The 16,674-nt window shown below is 70.6% G+C and carries 13 protein-coding genes; 2 read left to right on the top strand and 11 right to left on the bottom strand.

Annotated features, from left to right (window positions below):
* Positions 1 to 31 precede the first annotated feature (31 nt).
* The 6 genes from yvcK to uvrA all read right to left on the bottom strand — a co-directional run bounded on the left by yvcK (position 32) and on the right by uvrA (position 9,615).
* Positions 32 to 949 carry a uridine diphosphate-N-acetylglucosamine-binding protein YvcK gene (gene yvcK, locus ACGFIV_RS30905; protein WP_358559891.1) on the bottom strand — a complete coding sequence of 306 codons (918 nt, stop codon included), beginning with the start codon at positions 947 to 949 and terminating at the stop codon, positions 32 to 34.
* A 488-nt stretch (positions 950 to 1,437) separates the two neighbouring features.
* Positions 1,438 to 2,301: an RNase adapter RapZ gene (rapZ, locus tag ACGFIV_RS30900; protein WP_392838391.1), complete on the bottom strand. Its 864-nt coding sequence runs from the start codon at positions 2,299 to 2,301 to the stop codon at positions 1,438 to 1,440.
* An 80-nt stretch (positions 2,302 to 2,381) separates the two neighbouring features.
* Complete coding sequence (gene uvrC / locus ACGFIV_RS30895) at positions 2,382 to 4,274, bottom strand: excinuclease ABC subunit UvrC (RefSeq protein WP_392838409.1); 1,893 nt, start codon at positions 4,272 to 4,274, stop codon at positions 2,382 to 2,384.
* Between the two features lie 168 nt (positions 4,275 to 4,442).
* Complete coding sequence (locus ACGFIV_RS30890; protein WP_392838390.1) at positions 4,443 to 5,906, bottom strand: 6-pyruvoyl-tetrahydropterin synthase-related protein; 1,464 nt, start codon at positions 5,904 to 5,906, stop codon at positions 4,443 to 4,445.
* A 212-nt stretch (positions 5,907 to 6,118) separates the two neighbouring features.
* Entirely contained in the window at positions 6,119 to 6,589 is a 471-nt protein-coding gene (locus ACGFIV_RS30885) for a Rieske (2Fe-2S) protein (protein ID WP_358558968.1), read from the bottom strand.
* A gap of 185 nt (positions 6,590 to 6,774) precedes the next feature.
* The gene (gene uvrA, locus ACGFIV_RS30880; RefSeq protein WP_358558969.1) at positions 6,775 to 9,615 is read right to left on the bottom strand and encodes an excinuclease ABC subunit UvrA; all 2,841 of its coding nucleotides are present in this window, start codon (positions 9,613 to 9,615) and stop codon (positions 6,775 to 6,777) included.
* 155 nt (positions 9,616 to 9,770) lie between these two features.
* On the opposite strand from uvrA, the gene ACGFIV_RS30875 reads away from it, so the two are divergent.
* Together ACGFIV_RS30875 and ACGFIV_RS30870 are read left to right on the top strand one after the other, a co-directional pair.
* Positions 9,771 to 10,103 carry a maleylpyruvate isomerase N-terminal domain-containing protein gene (locus ACGFIV_RS30875; RefSeq protein WP_392838389.1) on the top strand — a complete coding sequence of 111 codons (333 nt, stop codon included), beginning with the start codon at positions 9,771 to 9,773 and terminating at the stop codon, positions 10,101 to 10,103.
* Positions 10,104 to 10,190: 87 nt separating this feature from the next.
* Entirely contained in the window at positions 10,191 to 10,835 is a 645-nt protein-coding gene (locus tag ACGFIV_RS30870) for an MBL fold metallo-hydrolase (RefSeq protein ID WP_392838388.1), read from the top strand.
* Between the two features lie 84 nt (positions 10,836 to 10,919).
* Here ACGFIV_RS30870 and pssA read toward each other — a convergent pair whose 3' ends face one another.
* From pssA to murJ, 5 genes are all read right to left on the bottom strand, one after another.
* Positions 10,920 to 11,759, bottom strand: coding sequence for a CDP-diacylglycerol--serine O-phosphatidyltransferase (pssA, locus tag ACGFIV_RS30865; protein ID WP_358558972.1), 840 nt, complete (start codon positions 11,757 to 11,759; stop codon positions 10,920 to 10,922).
* Entirely contained in the window at positions 11,746 to 12,393 is a 648-nt protein-coding gene (locus ACGFIV_RS30860; RefSeq protein ID WP_358558974.1) for a phosphatidylserine decarboxylase, read from the bottom strand. The genes pssA and ACGFIV_RS30860 overlap by 14 nt, the downstream gene beginning before the upstream one ends.
* A 121-nt stretch (positions 12,394 to 12,514) precedes the next feature.
* Positions 12,515 to 13,498 carry a TerC family protein gene (locus tag ACGFIV_RS30855; protein ID WP_358558976.1) on the bottom strand — a complete coding sequence of 328 codons (984 nt, stop codon included), beginning with the start codon at positions 13,496 to 13,498 and terminating at the stop codon, positions 12,515 to 12,517.
* A gap of 324 nt (positions 13,499 to 13,822) precedes the next feature.
* Positions 13,823 to 14,920, bottom strand: coding sequence for a glycosyltransferase family 4 protein (locus ACGFIV_RS30850; RefSeq protein ID WP_358558978.1), 1,098 nt, complete (start codon positions 14,918 to 14,920; stop codon positions 13,823 to 13,825).
* On the bottom strand, positions 14,907 to 16,664 hold the full coding sequence (murJ, locus tag ACGFIV_RS30845) for a murein biosynthesis integral membrane protein MurJ (protein ID WP_392838387.1): 1,758 nt from the start codon (positions 16,662 to 16,664) through the stop codon (positions 14,907 to 14,909). The genes ACGFIV_RS30850 and murJ overlap by 14 nt, the downstream gene beginning before the upstream one ends.
* Between the last annotated feature and the right edge of the window lie 10 nt (positions 16,665 to 16,674).

Below are 16,674 nucleotides of genomic sequence, written 5' to 3'. Positions count from 1 at the left end.
CTCTCGCACCCCGTGGGCGCGCTGACCAGGATCAACGCTTCCCACGGAAAATCTCGTCCAGGACCGAGGCAAGCCGTCGTGCATCATGCCTCGGGGAGCCGTCGGAGGCCGCCACGTCGGCGAGCACCAGCCGCCCGCCGAGGGCGTCGGCGGCCTTCTCCAGCTCGTCACGCTCCTCCACCACCCCGTGATCGGCCAGCACGACGTCGACCGTGAGGTCGGGGGCGTGCTGGCGCAGCACCTGCAGGTGCTTCTCGGCGGAGAAGCCGTCGGTCTCCCCCGGCTGCGGCGCCAGGTTCAGCGCGACCAGCCGCCGCGCGCCGGTGGTGTGCAGCGCCTCGGCGAGCTGGGGCACCTTCAGGTGGGGCAGCACGCTGGTGAACCACGACCCCGGGCCGAACACGACCCAGTCGGCGCCGCGCACCGCCTCCACCGCCTCGGGACAGGCGGGCGGGTCGGCGGGCACCAGGGAGATCGCCTGGACGTTGCCGGGCGTCACCGCGCAGGCGACCTGCCCCCGGACGACCGTCACCCTGCCGTCGAGCTCCACCTCGGCCTCGATGTCGATCGGGACCGACGCCATCGGCAGCACCCGGCCGTGCGCCCCCAGCAGGCGGCCGACCCAGTCGAGCCCGGCCACCGGGTCATCGAGCAGCTCCCAGAGCGCCACGATCAAAAGGTTGCCGACGGCGTGGCCGTGTAACTGGCCCTCGCTGCGGAAGCGGTGCTGGACCACCTTGCTCCAGGTCTGGCCCCAGTCGTCGTCTCCGCACAGGGCGGCCAGCGCCATGCGCAGGTCACCGGGGGGAAGGACGCCCAGCTCGCGCCTGAGCCGCCCGCTGGAGCCCCCGTCATCGGCGACCGTCACCACCGCCGTCAGCTCGCCGGTGACCCGCCTCAGGGCCGACAGGGACGCGTACAGGCCGTGCCCACCACCGAAGGCCACCACCCGCACCTCACGCCCACCCCGCGCCGGCTTCCCCTCACCGTTCCAGACCTCCTCCAGCGAGCCGAACCTCCCCTCAAGACCGCCGATCTCCTCCGACCTCGGCTTCCCCTCAGACCCGCCGACCTCCTCCGACCTCGGCTTCCCCTCAGACCCGCCGACCTCCTCCGACCTCGGCTTCCCCTCACGAACGCCCGGCTTTTCTGAGATCAGCTTCCCCTCTCGGACGCCGGTCTCCTGCGACGAGGTCAGTCTCCCCCGACGGGCACTGATCTCCTCCGAGGTCGGCTTCCGCTCAGGGTCGCCGGTCTCCTGCGGCCGGGTCAGCTTGTCCTCACGGCCGGCGGCCTCCTTCGGCGGGATCCTGTCCGGCTCGAAGATCCTCGGCCCGGCAGCGCCCGGGTGCGCGCCCTCTTCGGTTTCGCAGTCTGATCCCCCGCCTGGCGGGACCTCACCACGGGAGGTGCCCGCGGGTGCCCCGTTTCGATCGCTCACTCGCGGCCCACATCCCGATGGCTCACCTGCACTTCCATGCCCCGATCGCGCAGTCGGGCGCCGATCTGCTCGGACATGGCCACGCTCCGGTGCTTGCCTCCGGTGCAGCCCACCGCGAGGGTGGCGTAGCCCTTGCCCTCGCGGACGTAACCGGTGGCGACGACGCGGAGAACCTCCTCGTAGGCGTCCAGGAACTCCTTGGCGCCCGGCTGGTTCAGGACGTACTCGCGCACGGGGGCGTCGAGGCCGTTCATAGGACGCAGTTCGGGCACCCAGTGGGGGTTCGGCAGGAACCGGCAGTCGACCACCAGATCGGCGTCCACCGGCAGGCCGTACTTGAACCCGAAGGACACGACGTTGACCCGCAGGCCGGGACGGTCTTCGCCGCCGAAGAACGAGACGATCTTGCCGCGCAGCTCGTGCACGTTGTGCGACGAGGTGTCGATGACCAGGTCGGCGTTGGCCCGGACCTCCCGCAGGATGCCGCGCTCCCTGGCGATGCCGTCGACCAGCCGCCCCTCGCCCTGGAGCGGGTGCGGGCGCCGGACGTTCTCGAAACGGCGGACGAGCTCCTCGTCGCTGGCTTCGAGGAAGACGACGCGCACCGCGACGCCGCGCGCCTCCAGCTCCTCGATGGCGGTGTTGAGGTCGGTGGTGAAGGCCAGGCTGCGCACGTCGACGACGGCGGCCACCTTGTCGGTGTCGAGCTTGACCTTCCCGGCCTCCTCGGCCATGGCGAACAGCATGCCCGGCGGCAGGTTGTCGATGACGAACCAGCCCAGATCCTCCAGGGCCTTGGCCGCCGTGCTCCGCCCGGCCCCGGACATGCCGGTGACGATGACGAACGCTGTCTCGCTCACCGCCCCCTTGCGGTCTCGCGGCGCGCCGGAGCGCGGCCGTGAGGTTTCGTGGTCATTGTCGTTTCCGCTGGTGTTCTCAGTCACGTTCCCTCCCCCTTCAGCGCCGCAACGATCGCCTCGGCCGTCGAAAGCCCGATGCCAGGAACCTCGCGGATCTCGTCTACGGAGGCCCCCTGCAACCGTTTGACGGATCCGAAGCGCTTCAGCAAAGCCTGCTTGCGTGCCGACCCGAGCCCGCGAATCTCGTCCAGAGCGCTCTCTTTGACAGACTTTGCGCGTTTTGATCGATGGTAGGTGATGGCGAATCGATGAGCCTCATCGCGCACCCTCTGTAGAAGATAGAGCCCTTCGCTGCTCCGGGGCAGGATGACAGGCTGGTCGTCGCCGGGTAGCCAGACCTCTTCGAGCCGCTTGGCCAGCCCGCTCACCGAGACCTCGTCGACCCCGAGCTCGTCGAGCGCCCGCTGCGCCGCCGCCACCTGAGCGGGGCCGCCGTCGACCACGACGAGATTGGGCGGATAGGCGAACCTGCGCGGCTTGCCCGTCTCAGGGTCGATGGGCTCGGGATCGAGCTCGCCGCTCGCCGCCCGCTCCTCCAGGTGACGCTTGAACCGCCGGGAGATCACCTCGTAGATCGAGGCGACGTCGCCCTGACCGGCCGTGCCCCGGATCGCGAACCTGCGGTACTCGCTCTTGCGGGCGAGGCCGTCCTCGAACACCACCATCGAGGCCACGACGTCGTCCCCCATCAGGTGGGACACGTCGTAGCACTCGATGCGCAGCGGGGCCTGGTCGAGGTCGAGGGCGTCGGCGATCTCCTGAAGCGCCCGGCTGCGGGTGGTGAGATCGCTCGCCCTGCGCAGCTTGTGCTGGGCCAGCGACTCCTTGGCGTTGCGCTCGACGGTCTCCATCAGGGTCTTCTTGTCGCCACGCTGGGGCACCCGCACCTCGACCCTCGCGCCGCGCTGCTCGGTGAGCAGCTCGGCGACCGCGTCGACCTCGGGCGGGAGGGCCGCCACCAGGACCTCGCGGGGCACCGCCTCGGGAGACGCCTCGCCGTACATCTGCAGCAGGAAGTGCTCCACCAGCTCGCCAGGGGAGGACTCCTCCACCTTGTCCACGACCCAGCCGCGCTGGCCGCGGATGCGCCCTCCGCGCACGTAGAAGACCTGGACGGCCGCCTCCAGCGGATCTTCGGCGAGCGCGACCACGTCGCAGTCGGTGCCCTCTCCGAGCACCACGGCCTGCTTTTCGAGGGCACGCTGGAGCGCCTGGATGTCGTCGCGGAGTCGCGCGGCCCTTTCGAACTCCTCGGCGGAGGCGGCCTCGCGCATCTCGCGCTCCAGCCGCTTGATGAACCGGCTGGTGTTGCCCGCCATGAAGTCGCAGAAATCCTCGGCGAGCCGGCGGTGCTCCTCCTCGGTCACCCTGCCGACGCACGGGGCGGAGCACTTGTCGATATAGCCCAGCAGGCACGGCCGCCCGATCTGCCCGGCTCGCTTGAACACCCCCGCCGAGCAGGTGCGCACGGGGAACACGCGGAGCAGCAGGTCGACGGTCTCGCGGATCGCCCACGCGTGGGAGTACGGCCCGAAGTAACGCGTGCCCTTGCGCTTGGCGCCGCGCAGAACCTGCACCCGGGGGAAGTCGTCGCCCATCGTGACGGCGAGGAAGGGATAGGACTTGTCGTCCCGGTATTTGACATTGAACCGGGGATCGAACTCCTTGATCCAGGAGTATTCGAGCTGGAGGGCCTCGACCTCGGTGCCGACGACGGTCCAGTCGACGCCCTCGGCCGCGGTGAGCATCGTCTGGGTGCGCGGATGCAGACCGGCGAAGTCGGCGAAGTAGGAGTTGAGGCGCTGCCGCAGGCTCTTGGCCTTGCCGACATAGATGACCCGGCCATGGGCGTCCCTGAAGCGGTAGACGCCCGGGGACTCGGGGATCGACCCCGGCTCGGGGCGAAAACTCAAGGGGGTGTTCGCGGGTCTTGCCACACTGAAAGCCTATCCGGACCTGCCGACAGAATAAGGCGATCCAGCGCCACATAGGGGCCTGACAGAGGTGGTGGAGATCCCTGCTCGGACCCTTGACACGACCGGTTCCCGCACACCTGTGGTGAGCGGATGCCGAGCGAGCCGTCACCGTCTGCAGGCCAGCGTTTCCGGGCCGGAGGCGGCCACCGGGACGAACCCAGGCACCTCGGGCGGCCGGCGGCCGAGCAGGCACCGTACGCCGTACCGGTCGGCGAGGGCCAGCCGCTCCTCGCGCGGGGTCCCGCCCGCGAACATGCGCCGCTGCGCCCGGCGACGCTCCGCCTCGTCGGCGAGGAACGGATAGGGGTAGGGCGGGGCGACCGCCCGCACGCCCCATCCCACGAGCATGCGCGTGGCCGCGGCGTGCCTGGCCATCACGACGTCGCCCTCGCGCACGTACGGCCGGGCGAACTCGGCGCCGTGGTCGGCCCTCCCGCCCGGCCAGTGCTCGATCACCGTGGCAGGGACCAGGGTCGCGGGAACCCGCGGGGGCAGGGCGCGGGCGATCCCCGGCGCCGCGCCGCACAGGCCGGCCACGCAGGCCGTGGCCGTCACGGCGCCGTACGGCCTCCAGCCCGCCGCCCGGTCCCCCAGGCAGCGGGCGAGGGCCAGATGGGACATCAGCGCGACGACCGGGATGAGCCTGGTGAACTCGTACCGCCCGAGGAGCACCGCGACGATCACCACCGCCGTCCCTGCCGCGAATCCCACGGCCAGCTCGCGCCCGAGTGGCAGCCGCACGCCGTGCCACAGGGCCGGTATCCCCACCAGGACCAGCCAGTACTTCCCGAAGGCGTCCGCGACGAGCGTCGAGTGGATGTGCGAGAAGCCCGATCCCGCCCGCGCCAGCGACGACATCCCGGCGTACGGCCAGAGCGCCGCGAGGGCGAGGGCGCCGATGCCCGCGCACGCGAGCGCGAACAGCCGCCTCCTGGTCCAGGCGCCGGGCCGGGCGAGCAGGAAGGCGGTGGCCACGAAGGCCGTCTCGGCGGCGGTGAAGGGATGCACCAGCAGGATCAGCGCCGCGAGCACGACCAGGCGGGCCAGGTCGGCCAGGCGGCCCTCCTCGCGGAAGCGCAGCAGCACCGCCAGGCACGCCAACATGAGCGCCAGGGCTACTGTGGACGGATAGGCCTGGGTGAACGACAGCGAGGCCATCGGCGCGAACCCGCTCCACGCGAAGGGCCGTGTCCCCCAGAGCAACAGGACGAAGACCACGGCCAGCACGGCCGTCGCCGTACGCTCGCCGAGGCGGCGGCAGAACGCGCGCATCCCCCACAGCAGCAGCCCGATGTTCGCCACGCCCGCCCACGAAAGGACGGCTTCGGGCCCCACGCCGGTCGTCCGTGAGACGAGGGCGAGCAGCAACGTGTACGGCGTGAAGTACGGGCTCCGCACGTGCCCGCCGACCAGCGGGTCCTCGGGCGCCAGGGGATGCTGGGCCAGGGCCCGGACGGTGGCCACGTGGAGATGCCAGTCACCCGTCCAGGCATGCCGGGCGGCGACGAACGCCGACCAGGCCGACACGATCACCGAAAGCAGCAGGTATCCCCCGCCGCGCACCCGCATGGCTCCTCCCACAGCGAATGCGATCACATCCGCCCGGGAACCCCCGCCCGCCATAGGTCAGCGTCCCGCAAAACCTCACACGCCACCCCCGAGCCCCCGAAGAGCACCGCCCCGCGACCGGCGGCGCCGGGTCTCGCAGTACGAACGGGCGGGGGTGAAGGGCCGGTGCCCTTCACCCCCGCCCGTTCGCGAGCGCGTTCCGAGAGGCGACCTCAGGCAAGGCTGATGGAACCGCCCTCGACCTTGATCTGCTTCTCGGCCAGGGGCTCGCTCGCCGGCCCGTTGACGACCGAACCGTCGGCGATGTTGAACTTGCTGCCGTGACACGGGCAGTTGATGGTGCCGTCGGAGACGGACCCGACCGGACATCCCTGGTGGGTGCAGATGGCGCTGAACGCCTTGAACTCACCGTCGTTGGGCTGCGTGACGACGATCTTCTCCTTCTTGAAGATCTTGCCGCCCCCCTTGGGGATGTCGCTCGCCTTCGCCAGACCGCTGGAGCCCCCGGCCGCGTCGCCCGCGGCTTCACCGGCGGAGGACGCCGGAGCGGGATCCGCGGCGGAATCGCCGCTGCCGACCGAGGTCGATGAGTCATACCCGCCGCAGGCGGTCAGCACCACGGCCAGGCCCGCACCACTCGCGCCCAGCATCACCGCACGCCGTGTCGTATCCGTGTCCGTCATATTCGCCTTCCTAGAGGTCTGTTATCTCAGCTACGGCTCGCGCCCCGACATGGTTCAGCTTGCGCGACAAGTAACCCAAGGAAGTATGGACAATTACGCATAACGCGCAGGTCAAACGAACCCGATCTCCACCCCACGGCCAGGCCGCCGTGCGGCGTGGGGTGGGGTGGGCGAGCGGAAGGGGGTCAGCCTCCGAGGATCTTGCTGAGGAAGCGGCCGGTGTGGCTGTCCTCGATGCGGGCGACCTGCTCGGGGGTGCCGGTGGCGAGCACGAGCCCGCCACGGGAGCCGCCCTCGGGGCCCATGTCGATGACCCAGTCGGCGGTCTTGATGACGTCGAGGTTGTGCTCGATCACGATGACCGTGTTGCCGCTGTCGACCAGGCGGCCGAGCACGCCGAGCAGTTTGCGGATGTCCTCGAAGTGGAGACCGGTGGTGGGCTCGTCGAGCACGTAGACGGTGCGGCCCGTGGACCGCCGCTGGAGCTCGGAGGCGAGCTTGACGCGCTGCGCCTCGCCGCCGGACAGGGTGGTCGCCGGCTGGCCCAGCCGGACGTACCCGAGGCCGACGTCGTTGAGGGTCTTCAGGTGCCGCTTGATCGCCGGGATGGCGTCGAAGAACGCAAGCGCCTCCTCGATCGACATGTCGAGGACCTCGGAGATCGTCTTGCCCTTGTAGTGGACCTCCAGGGTCTCCCGGTTGTAACGGGCGCCGTGGCATACCTCGCACGGGACGTAGACGTCAGGCAGGAAGTTCATCTCGATCTTGATGGTGCCGTCGCCGGAGCACGCCTCGCAGCGCCCGCCCTTGACGTTGAAGCTGAACCGGCCCGGAAGATAGCCGCGGATCTTGGCCTCGGTCGTCTGCGCGAACAGCTTGCGCACATGGTCGAACACCCCGGTGTAGGTCGCGGGGTTGGACCTCGGCGTGCGGCCGATAGGGCTCTGGTCGACGTGGACCACCTTGTCGACCTGGTCGGTGCCGGTGACCCGGGAGTGCCTGCCCGGCACGGTCTTCGCGCCGTTGAGCTCCTTGGCCAGGGCGTTGTACAGGATGTCGTTGACCAGTGTGGACTTGCCCGAGCCCGACACACCGGTCACCGCGGTGAACACGCCCAGCGGGAACTCGACGTCGACGCCCTTGAGGTTGTGCTCACGGGCGCCCTTGACCACCAGCTTGCGCTTGGAGTCGCGCTTTCGCCGGGCGGCGGGCAGGTCGATGCTCCTGCGCCCGGAGATGTAGGCGCCGGTCAGGGAGTCCTCGCTGGCCAGCAGGTCTTCCACGGTGCCGGACACCACGACCTGGCCCCCGTGCTCGCCCGCGCCGGGACCGATGTCGACCACCCAGTCGGCGGCGGCGATCGTGTCCTCGTCGTGCTCGACGACGATCAGCGTGTTGCCCATGTCGCGCAGGCGGATCAGCGTGTCGAGCAACCGCTGGTTGTCGCGCTGGTGCAGGCCGATCGACGGCTCGTCGAGGACGTACAGCACGCCCACCAGACCCGACCCGATCTGGGTCGCCAGACGGATGCGCTGGGCCTCTCCACCGGCGAGCGTGCCCGCCGCGCGGTCGAGGGTGAGGTAGTCGAGTCCGACGTCGAGCAGGAAGCCCAGCCGGGCGTTGATCTCCTTGACGACCCGCTCGGCGATGTGGCTGTCACGCTCGGAGAGGGTGAGCCCCCCGAGGAACTTGGCGCACTCGCCGATCGACATGCCCGACACGTCGGCGATTGAGGACTCGCTGACCGTGACCGCGAGCGAGACGGGCTTGAGGCGGGCGCCCTTGCAGGTGGGGCAGGGGATCTCCCGCATGAAGCCCTCGAACCGCTCGCGCGTGGAGTCGCTCTCGGCCTCGGCGTGCCGGCGCTGCACCCACGGGATCACGCCCTCGAAGGTCGTGTAGTAGGAGCGCTGCCTGCCGTAGCGGTTGCTGTAGCGGACGTGGACCTGCTCGTCGTGGCCGCGCAGCAGCGCCTTCTGCGCCTGCTTGGGCAGCCGCTCCCAGGCCGTGTCGAGGTCGAACCCGATGGCGTGGCCGAGGGCCTCGACCAGCCGGATGAAGTAGTCGCTGGTGTGGCCGCCGGACCACGGGGAGATGGCGCCGTCGCCCAGGGACTTCTCGGGGTCGGGCACCACGAGGTCGGGGTCGACCTCCATGCGGGTGCCGAGGCCGGTGCAGTCGGGGCAGGCGCCGAAGGGCGAGTTGAACGAGAAGGAGCGCGGCTCCAGTTCCTCGAACGACAGGTCGTCGTAGGGGCAGTAGAGGTGCTCGGAGTAGAACCGCTCGCGACCAGGGTCGTCCTCGGGGAGGTCGACGAAGTCGAGCGTGATCGTGCCGCCCGACAGTTGCAGCGCGGTCTCCACCGAGTCGGTGAGGCGCCGGCGCGCGCCGTCCTTCACCGAGAGCCGGTCGACGATCACCTCGATGTCGTGCTTCTCGTACTTCTTCAGGGTCGGCGGCTCCTCCAGCCGGACGACCGTGCCGTCGACGCGGGCGCGCGCGAAGCCCTTGGTCTGCAGCTCGCGGAACAGCTCGGCGTACTCGCCCTTGCGCCCGCGGATCACCGGGGCGATGACCTGGAACCGGGTGCCCTCGGGGAGTTCGAGGACGCGGTCGACGATCTGCTGCGGGGTCTGCCGGGCGATGGGACGGCCACAGGCCGGGCAGTGGGGCTTGCCGATGCGCGCCCAAAGAAGGCGCAGGTAGTCGTAGACCTCGGTGATCGTGCCGACGGTGGAACGGGGGTTGCGGGAGGTCGACTTCTGGTCGATGGAGACGGCCGGCGACAGGCCCTCGATGAAGTCGACATCGGGCTTGTCCATCTGCCCGAGGAACTGCCTGGCGTACGACGAGAGCGACTCGACATAGCGTCTCTGGCCCTCGGCGAAGATGGTGTCGAAGGCCAGGCTGGACTTGCCCGAGCCGGAGAGCCCGGTGAAGACGATGAGAGCGTCTCGCGGCAGGTCAAGCGAGACGTCCTTGAGATTGTGTTCGCGGGCGCCACGAACGATCAAGCGGTCGGCCACAGCAGATCTCTCATGTTGGGTTGCGATCCACGGCAGCCGGAACTGGCCACCTCTGACTAGTCGCCGCCACTCTAACGACGGGGTCCGACAGTTTTCTCCCGCTCCGGCTTCCGCTCCGGCGAGGGGCCGGGCGTGCCCCCGAGACCACCGGCGGCGTGCCGGTGGGCGAGGGCCGGCGCGGAGGTCATGGCCCCTCCTTGCTTGCGGGCTGGGCCCGCGGCCACGTGCTCACCCACGTCGCGCGTAACGCGGACGGCCACATCAACTTCCTGACCTGGGCCAGGACAGGTGTGTACACCCCACAGTACCCAACGCCCTGCGCCCGGGAGGCCGAGATCGCAGAAGGAGCCGGAGGCCGATCGCGGAGCAGCACGCGCCTGGCACGTGCTCGTACGCCGGATCCGGGTCGTCGAGATCCACCACGTCGACCTGGGCGCGGGCGGCGGGAAGACGGACGGCGCGGGCGGCGGGACGGAGGCGGGGCTTAGGCTGGCGGAGAAGCCGCCGGCGGCGCCGCCGTGGCTCACGATGCCCGCACCGCCCGGCCTCCCGGCGTCACCACCTGAGGAGTACCCATGACCTACACCGGCGACGTGACCGCTGACGGTCCCGCCGACGTGCGCGAGTTGCCCGAACTCACGATCAGCAAGATCGAGGTGGGCGACTTCGGCAACAACGCCTACCTGCTTCGATGCCGTGAGACCGGCGACGGCGTGCTGATCGACGCGGCCGCCGACGCCGGCAGGCTGCTCGACCTGATCGGCGACGGGCCCATCAGCAAGATCATCACGACCCACCAGCACCAGGACCACTGGATGGCCCTGGCGGAGGTGGCGAAGGCCACCGGGGCCGAGACCGTCGCCCACCCGCTGGACGCGCCGGCCCTGCCGGTGCCGGTCACCCAGCCGGTCGAGCACGGCGACAAGGTCACCGTGGGAGTGGTCACGCTCGACGTGATCCACCTGCGCGGACACACCCCCGGTTCGATCGCCCTGCTCTACCAGGACTCCCACCTGTTCACCGGCGACTCGCTGTTCCCCGGTGGGGTCGGCAACACCCAGCGCGACCCCGCCCGGTTCGAGCAGCTGTACACCGACGTGGCTGAGCGGATCTTCGACCGGCTCCCCGACGAGACCTGGGTGTACCCCGGCCACGGCAAGGACACCACCCTCGGAGCAGAGCGCCCCTCCCTGCCCGAATGGCGCGCCCGCGGCTGGTAGCCGCGCGAGCCGGCAGACAGGCGAGGACGCGCGAACGGCCCGGCCCCCAAAGGGACCGGGCCGTTCGGCAGGCCATCGCCAGGGTCACCGGACGACGGACTCGGTCTCCCTGCGCTCCTTGCGCTGCTCGCGCTTGAACATCAGCACGCGCAGCGGGATCGCCGACACCAGCGCGATCTGCATGGAGGCGCCGATCTGGATGAGCAGGTCGCCGCCCGTCAGGTCGGCCGCCCAGATGGTGAGGCAGGCGACGTTGACCATGATCCAGGCCAGTACGACCGCCGCCAGGTTGCCCTTGGGCTTGGGGTACTCGATGCGGCTGACCATGAGCCAGGCCACCGCGAAGATCCCGACCACCGTGAAGTACGACGGCTCGAACAGCAGCACGATCGACACCACGGTCATGGCGCCCATGGGGATGGGCAGGCCCATGAAGTCGCCGCTCTTGGTCTTCACGCAGGCGAAGCGCGCCAGCCGTACGACGCCCGCGCCGAGGACGGACACGGCGGCGCAGAGCACCAGCCACAGCGGGAGCTTCTGGGAGAAGCCCGCCCAGGCCACCACCATGAAGGCGGGGGCGAAGCCGAAGCTGATCACGTCGGCGAGGTTGTCGAGCTCGGCGCCCATGGCCGAGGCCCTGAACTTCCTGGCCACCAGCCCGTCGAACAGGTCGCAGGTGGCGCCGATCAGCAGCAGCACCACGGCGGTGGCGAAGTACCGGGGGTCGGGATGGAACTCGCGCGACTGCTGGAGCTGGGCGATCGCCGACCACGCCAGAACGCACACGGCCAGGAAGCCGCACATCGCGTTGCCCAGGGAGAGCGAGTCGGCGGCCGACAGGCGGAACGCCTTCCCGACGGGCCCCCGAGGCTCCTCGTCCTCGTCCACGCCCTCCATGGACCAGCCTGCGTCAGCCGTGGTCAATGCGAGTCACTCCTGCCGTCGTCCGCTGCCCAACGGTCACCGCTGGGGCGATCCCTTCTGGAAGGTAGATGTCCACCCGCGAGCCGAAGCGGATGAGCCCGATCCGCTCGCCTCGTGAGACCTTGGCACCCGCGCCGAGGTAGGGCACGATGCGGCGCGCCACGGCTCCGGCGATCTGCACGAGCTCGATGTCGCCCAGTGCCGTGTCGAAGTGCCAGACGACCCGCTCGTTCTGGTCGCTGTCCTTGTTGAACGCGGGCTTGAACCCGCCTGCCACATGCCGCGCAGAGGTGACCGTGCCGTCGAGCGGGGCGCGGTTCACGTGGACGTTCAGCGGGCTCATGAAGATCGCGACGCGCGTACGCCCGTCCGGCTGGGGGTCGATGCTCTGGACCACCCCGTCGGCCGGGCTCAGCACCAGTCCGGTGCCGGGGGCGCGGTCGGGGTCGCGGAAGAACCACAGCATGGCGCCTGTGAGCGCGGTCAGCGGAGCCGCCGCGAGCACCCACGGGCGGGACCGCCGGGCCAGCGCCGCCGAGATGACGGCGGCGGCGACCGTGGGAGCCAGCCAGGGGGAAACGCCACGTGCCAGCCGTACGCGGCGGCGACTGTGGCTTGGCGAATCGTTGGACACGGGGAACCTTTTGTAATGTTTGCGGCCAGAGACCGGATTGTGACTTGTCGCCGAATGTTACCCATCTCGTCGCCGTTACATAGCGATACGAGACAAGCAAATCGCTTCAAGCACCAATTCACTACCCCTGGGACACCTTCGCCGGGGCGGTGGCTTCGCCGGCCTTCTTGTCACGCCTGGCCTTGATCAGGCTGGCCACGGTGGTGACCACCATCGTGACGCCGATGACCGAGAGGGAGACCCAGATCGGCACCTCCGGCGCCCAGGAGACGCCACTGGTGTGCAAGGCCTCCAGGATGAGCTTAACCCCGATGAAGCCCAAAATGAACGACAGACCGTAGCTGATGTAGACCAACCGCTGCAGCAGACCGCCAAGCAGGAAGTACAGCTGACGCAGCCCCATCAGGGCGAACGCGTTGGCGGTGAACACGATGAAGGCGTCCTTGGTGAGACCGAAGATGGCCGGGATCGAGTCGAGGGCGAACAGCAGGTCGGTGGTGCCGATGGCGATCATCACGATCAGCATGGGGGTCACCATTCGGCGCCCGCCCACCCGCGCGGTGATCTTGGAACCCACGAAGCCGTCGGTGGTCGGGAAGATCCGGCGGACCCACCGCAGCAGCAGGTTCTCCTTGAACTCCTCCTCGTCGTGCCCGCGCACCATGTTGATGCCGGTGTAGATGAGGAAGGCGCCGAACACGTAGAACAACCAGCCGAAACGCTCCAGCGCGGCGGCGCCGACGAGGATGAAGACACCACGCATCACCAGGGCCATCAGCACGCCGACGAGAAGGACCTTGTGCTGGTAGATCTTGGGAACCGCGAACCGGCCCATGATGATGTAGAAGACGAACAGGTTGTCGACACTCAAACTGTATTCAGTGAGATAACCGGCGAAGAACTCACCGGCCTTGTCCATGCCCTCGACGGCGAACAGCCCGATGCCGAACAGCACCGCCAGCCCGACGTAGAAGGCGACCCAGAATCCGGCCTGGCGCATCGAGAACTCACGGGGCTCACCCCTGTCGACAATCCACAGGTCCACGGCGAGAACCACCAGCAACCCGCCGATGACCGCCGCCCAAGCCCACACGGATACGTCCAAGACAAACCTCCGGCCCGCGTCAAAGTGCCGGAGGTCTCTCCCGCCCGCGCCAAGAGGCTCGGACCGGCAGCCCCGGGCACGCCGTAAGGGACGTACCGTGATGACGAGGCTGTCGCGAAGGGATACTCCCCCCCTCAGAGGAGGAGTATAGGCGAGCACATAAGCCTTACCTAATCAGCCTTTGAACGACACCGGGGTTTTGCCGGCCCGCGCGGCCGCCCAGCAGGTCACACGCCCTGGAGGCGCCCGCGCCCCGCCCTAGAAGCGCTGTCGAACCGGCGGCGAACCGCGCGATCACGGCCGTGACCAGGCCTGGGGCCGCCTTCAGCGCCCGGCGCCCGGGAGCGCTCCGTAGGCCTCGCGGACGGCGCGGAGCGCGGCCTCCTCGTCCGGCAGCGGGCGCGCCGCCGCGGCGGCGGCCAGGCGTCCGGCCAGGCCGGGGTCGGCGAGCAGCCTCGCGACCTCCCGCCTCAGGGCCTCCGCGTCCCCCGGCGGCACCAGCAGGGCGGCGTCGCCCACCATGCCGGGGATGCCCCCGACGGCCGTCGCGACGATCGGTGTGCCCGCCCGGAGCGCCTCCTGCACGCTCAGCGGCTGCCCCTCCCACCGGCTCGGCACGAGCAGGGCGCCGGCCGCCTGGAGCAGGTCGGCCACGTCGGCGCGATCGCCCAGCAGCCGGACGGGCAGCCCCTCCGCGTCGATGCGCGCCTGGAGCCCGCCACGCAGCGGCCCCTCCCCCGCGACCACGAACAGCGGGGCGGCCACGGCGTACGGGCCGCCGGCGGCGTCCAGCAGCGTCTCCAGGCCCTTCTGCTGGGCCAGCCGGGCGATCGTGAGCAAGATCGGACGGTCTCCCGCCTCCAACTCGCCACGGACCTCGGCGGCCGTCCTCCGGGGCGGACGCAGGGGTGGCGCCGGGACGACGGCGTCCGCGACGCTCCGCGCGCCACGGGCGCGCATCCGCTCCCCCAGATCAGGCGCGACGACCAACACCTGATCAGCTTTTTTCGCAACAATGCGCTCCAAAAGCCCATATATCGCGCCGATTACTCCTTTAGCGGTAAGGGCGTTGTGCAGGGTGACCACCAGGCCCGTACGGCGTCCCGCGAGGGCGAGCGCGGCCAGCGCTCCGGCACGCAACCCGTGGGCGTGGACGACGTCCGCCCCGGACGTCGCCCGCCTCAGCCGCCTCACCGCGCCGAGGTCACTCAGAGGGCGTGGCCGGTCGGAGATGGGCACCTCCAGGAAACGGGCGGCCCCGGAGAAGCCGAAAGCCTCATCCGTGCTCGCGGGACCCGCCACGACGACCTGGTTTCCCTCGCGGGCCAGCCCCCCGGCGAGCATCCGCACGTGCCGCCCCACCCCGCCCGCGCTGGTGCCGAGCACCAGGACCACGCGCCGCCCCGCCTCAGCCATCGCCATCGGTCCCTTCCCGCCGGTCGCCGGCTACCCGCCCCGTCTCCCCGGCCCCCGTGCCGCCCGTGCCCGTCCTCCGTGCCCGGGAGAGCACCGAGGCCAGATCGCGCCTGTCTATCACGAGCGCGACGGCCAGGGACACCGTCACGGCCGCGAGGCCGGCCAGCGCGGCCACGCCCACGTTGGCGACCGGTCCGTGGAAGCTCAGGCGCGAGGTGATCGAAAGGCCCGCGAGGAACCCCGCCCCGCCTCCCAGCAGGGCGGCGAGCGACGCGCGTACGACCCCCGCGAGCGCCTTGGAGCCCCGTGTGCGGGCGACCGCCGCCAGCAGCAGCGCGCCTCCCGCGGTCATGCCGGCCGCGCTGCCGAGGGCGAGGCCGCCGAGCTTCCAGGATGCGGGGAACGCCAGGACGAAGGCGGTCTGCGCCGCCATGACCACCAGCCAGCCGGTCACCATGCCGGCCGCGGCCGCCCTGCCCTTCCCTGCGGCGTACAGCACCCGGCTCAGGTGGGCGGTCAGCCCGTACCCGACCAGCCCGGGGGCGAAGAGCGCGATGGACCTCGCGAACTGGTCCGCGGAGACGTCGCTTGCCATGCCGTCGACGAACACCGCCGCCACCGGCGCGGCGACGGCCGCGAGCGCGCCCGCGGCGAGGCCCGAGACCAGCACCACGGCCCGGGTGGTCTGCGCGGAAAGGGCCGCGAAGCCGTCGCGGTCCCCCCGTTCGGCGCGCGCGGAGAGCGCGGGGAACACGCTCGTCGCGATGGGCACCGCGAGCACGGCGTAGGGCACCTGGTAGATCGCCCACGCGTAGCTGTAGCCCGCCAGCCCTCCGGCGCCGACCTCGCGGTTGGCGAGCCAGACCACCAGGGCCATGGCCGCCTGCTGGGCGACCAGGGCGCTCAGCCCCGCCAGGGCGAGGCGCCGCACCCGCACGGCGACGCCCTCGGGGAAGCGCAGGATGGGCCTCAGCCGGAGCCCGAGCCGGGAGGAGGGCCCGATGACGGCGGCCACCAGCGCGAGGACGCCCAGCGTCGTGCCCACCGACAGGGCGAGCTCCGCGGGGCGCGGCACGGCGGACAGCGGGGCCTTGACACCCTCGCTGAGCGGCACGAAGGCGAGGTAGGCGAAGATCACCACCAGGCTGGACACCAGCGGCGCCACGGCCGGGCCGGTGAACCTCCGATGCGCCTGGAGCACTCCGTAGAGCACCACCGCCAGGCCGTACAGCGGGATCTGCGGCGCGAAGACGACCAGCATCCGGGTGGCCACGGCCGTGAGGTCCCCGGTCGCGCACCCCTTCACCTCACCGGCGAACAGTTCGATCACCGGATGGGCGGCGAGCGCGACCACGACGCTGAGCGGCACGAGCAGCACTAGCACCCAGGTCAGCAGGGCCGAGGTGACCCACCCGACCTCGTCCCGGGCCCGGTCGGGCTCACCGGTGCCCGCCGGCGCGGGGCCCGCCTTCTCCCCGGCCCTCACGCGCACGGCGTCCGGGGCCAGGGAACGGGACGCCGCCCCGGCCAGCACGGGGACGACCATGCCGGCCAGCGCGCCGCCCACGACGACCTCGAAGACGATGTTCGGCACCTGGTTGGCCGTGAAGTAGGCCGTGGCCAGGCAGTTCGTGCCGACAGTGCGGGCGAGCACCAGTTGCTTGGCGAAACCGACGACCCGCGCCAGGATCGTGATGACACCGATCAGGACCGCCGCCGCGGCGACGCCCTGGCCCACCCGTCTGATCATGCCCGTTCCG

The sequence above is a fragment of the Sphaerisporangium sp. NPDC049003 genome, assembly GCF_043197795.1.
Taxonomy (GTDB): Bacteria; Actinomycetota; Actinomycetes; order Streptosporangiales; family Streptosporangiaceae; genus Sphaerisporangium.
The sequence above is the reverse complement of the archived record's forward strand: the minus strand, read 5'-3'. Positions and strand labels throughout refer to the sequence as shown.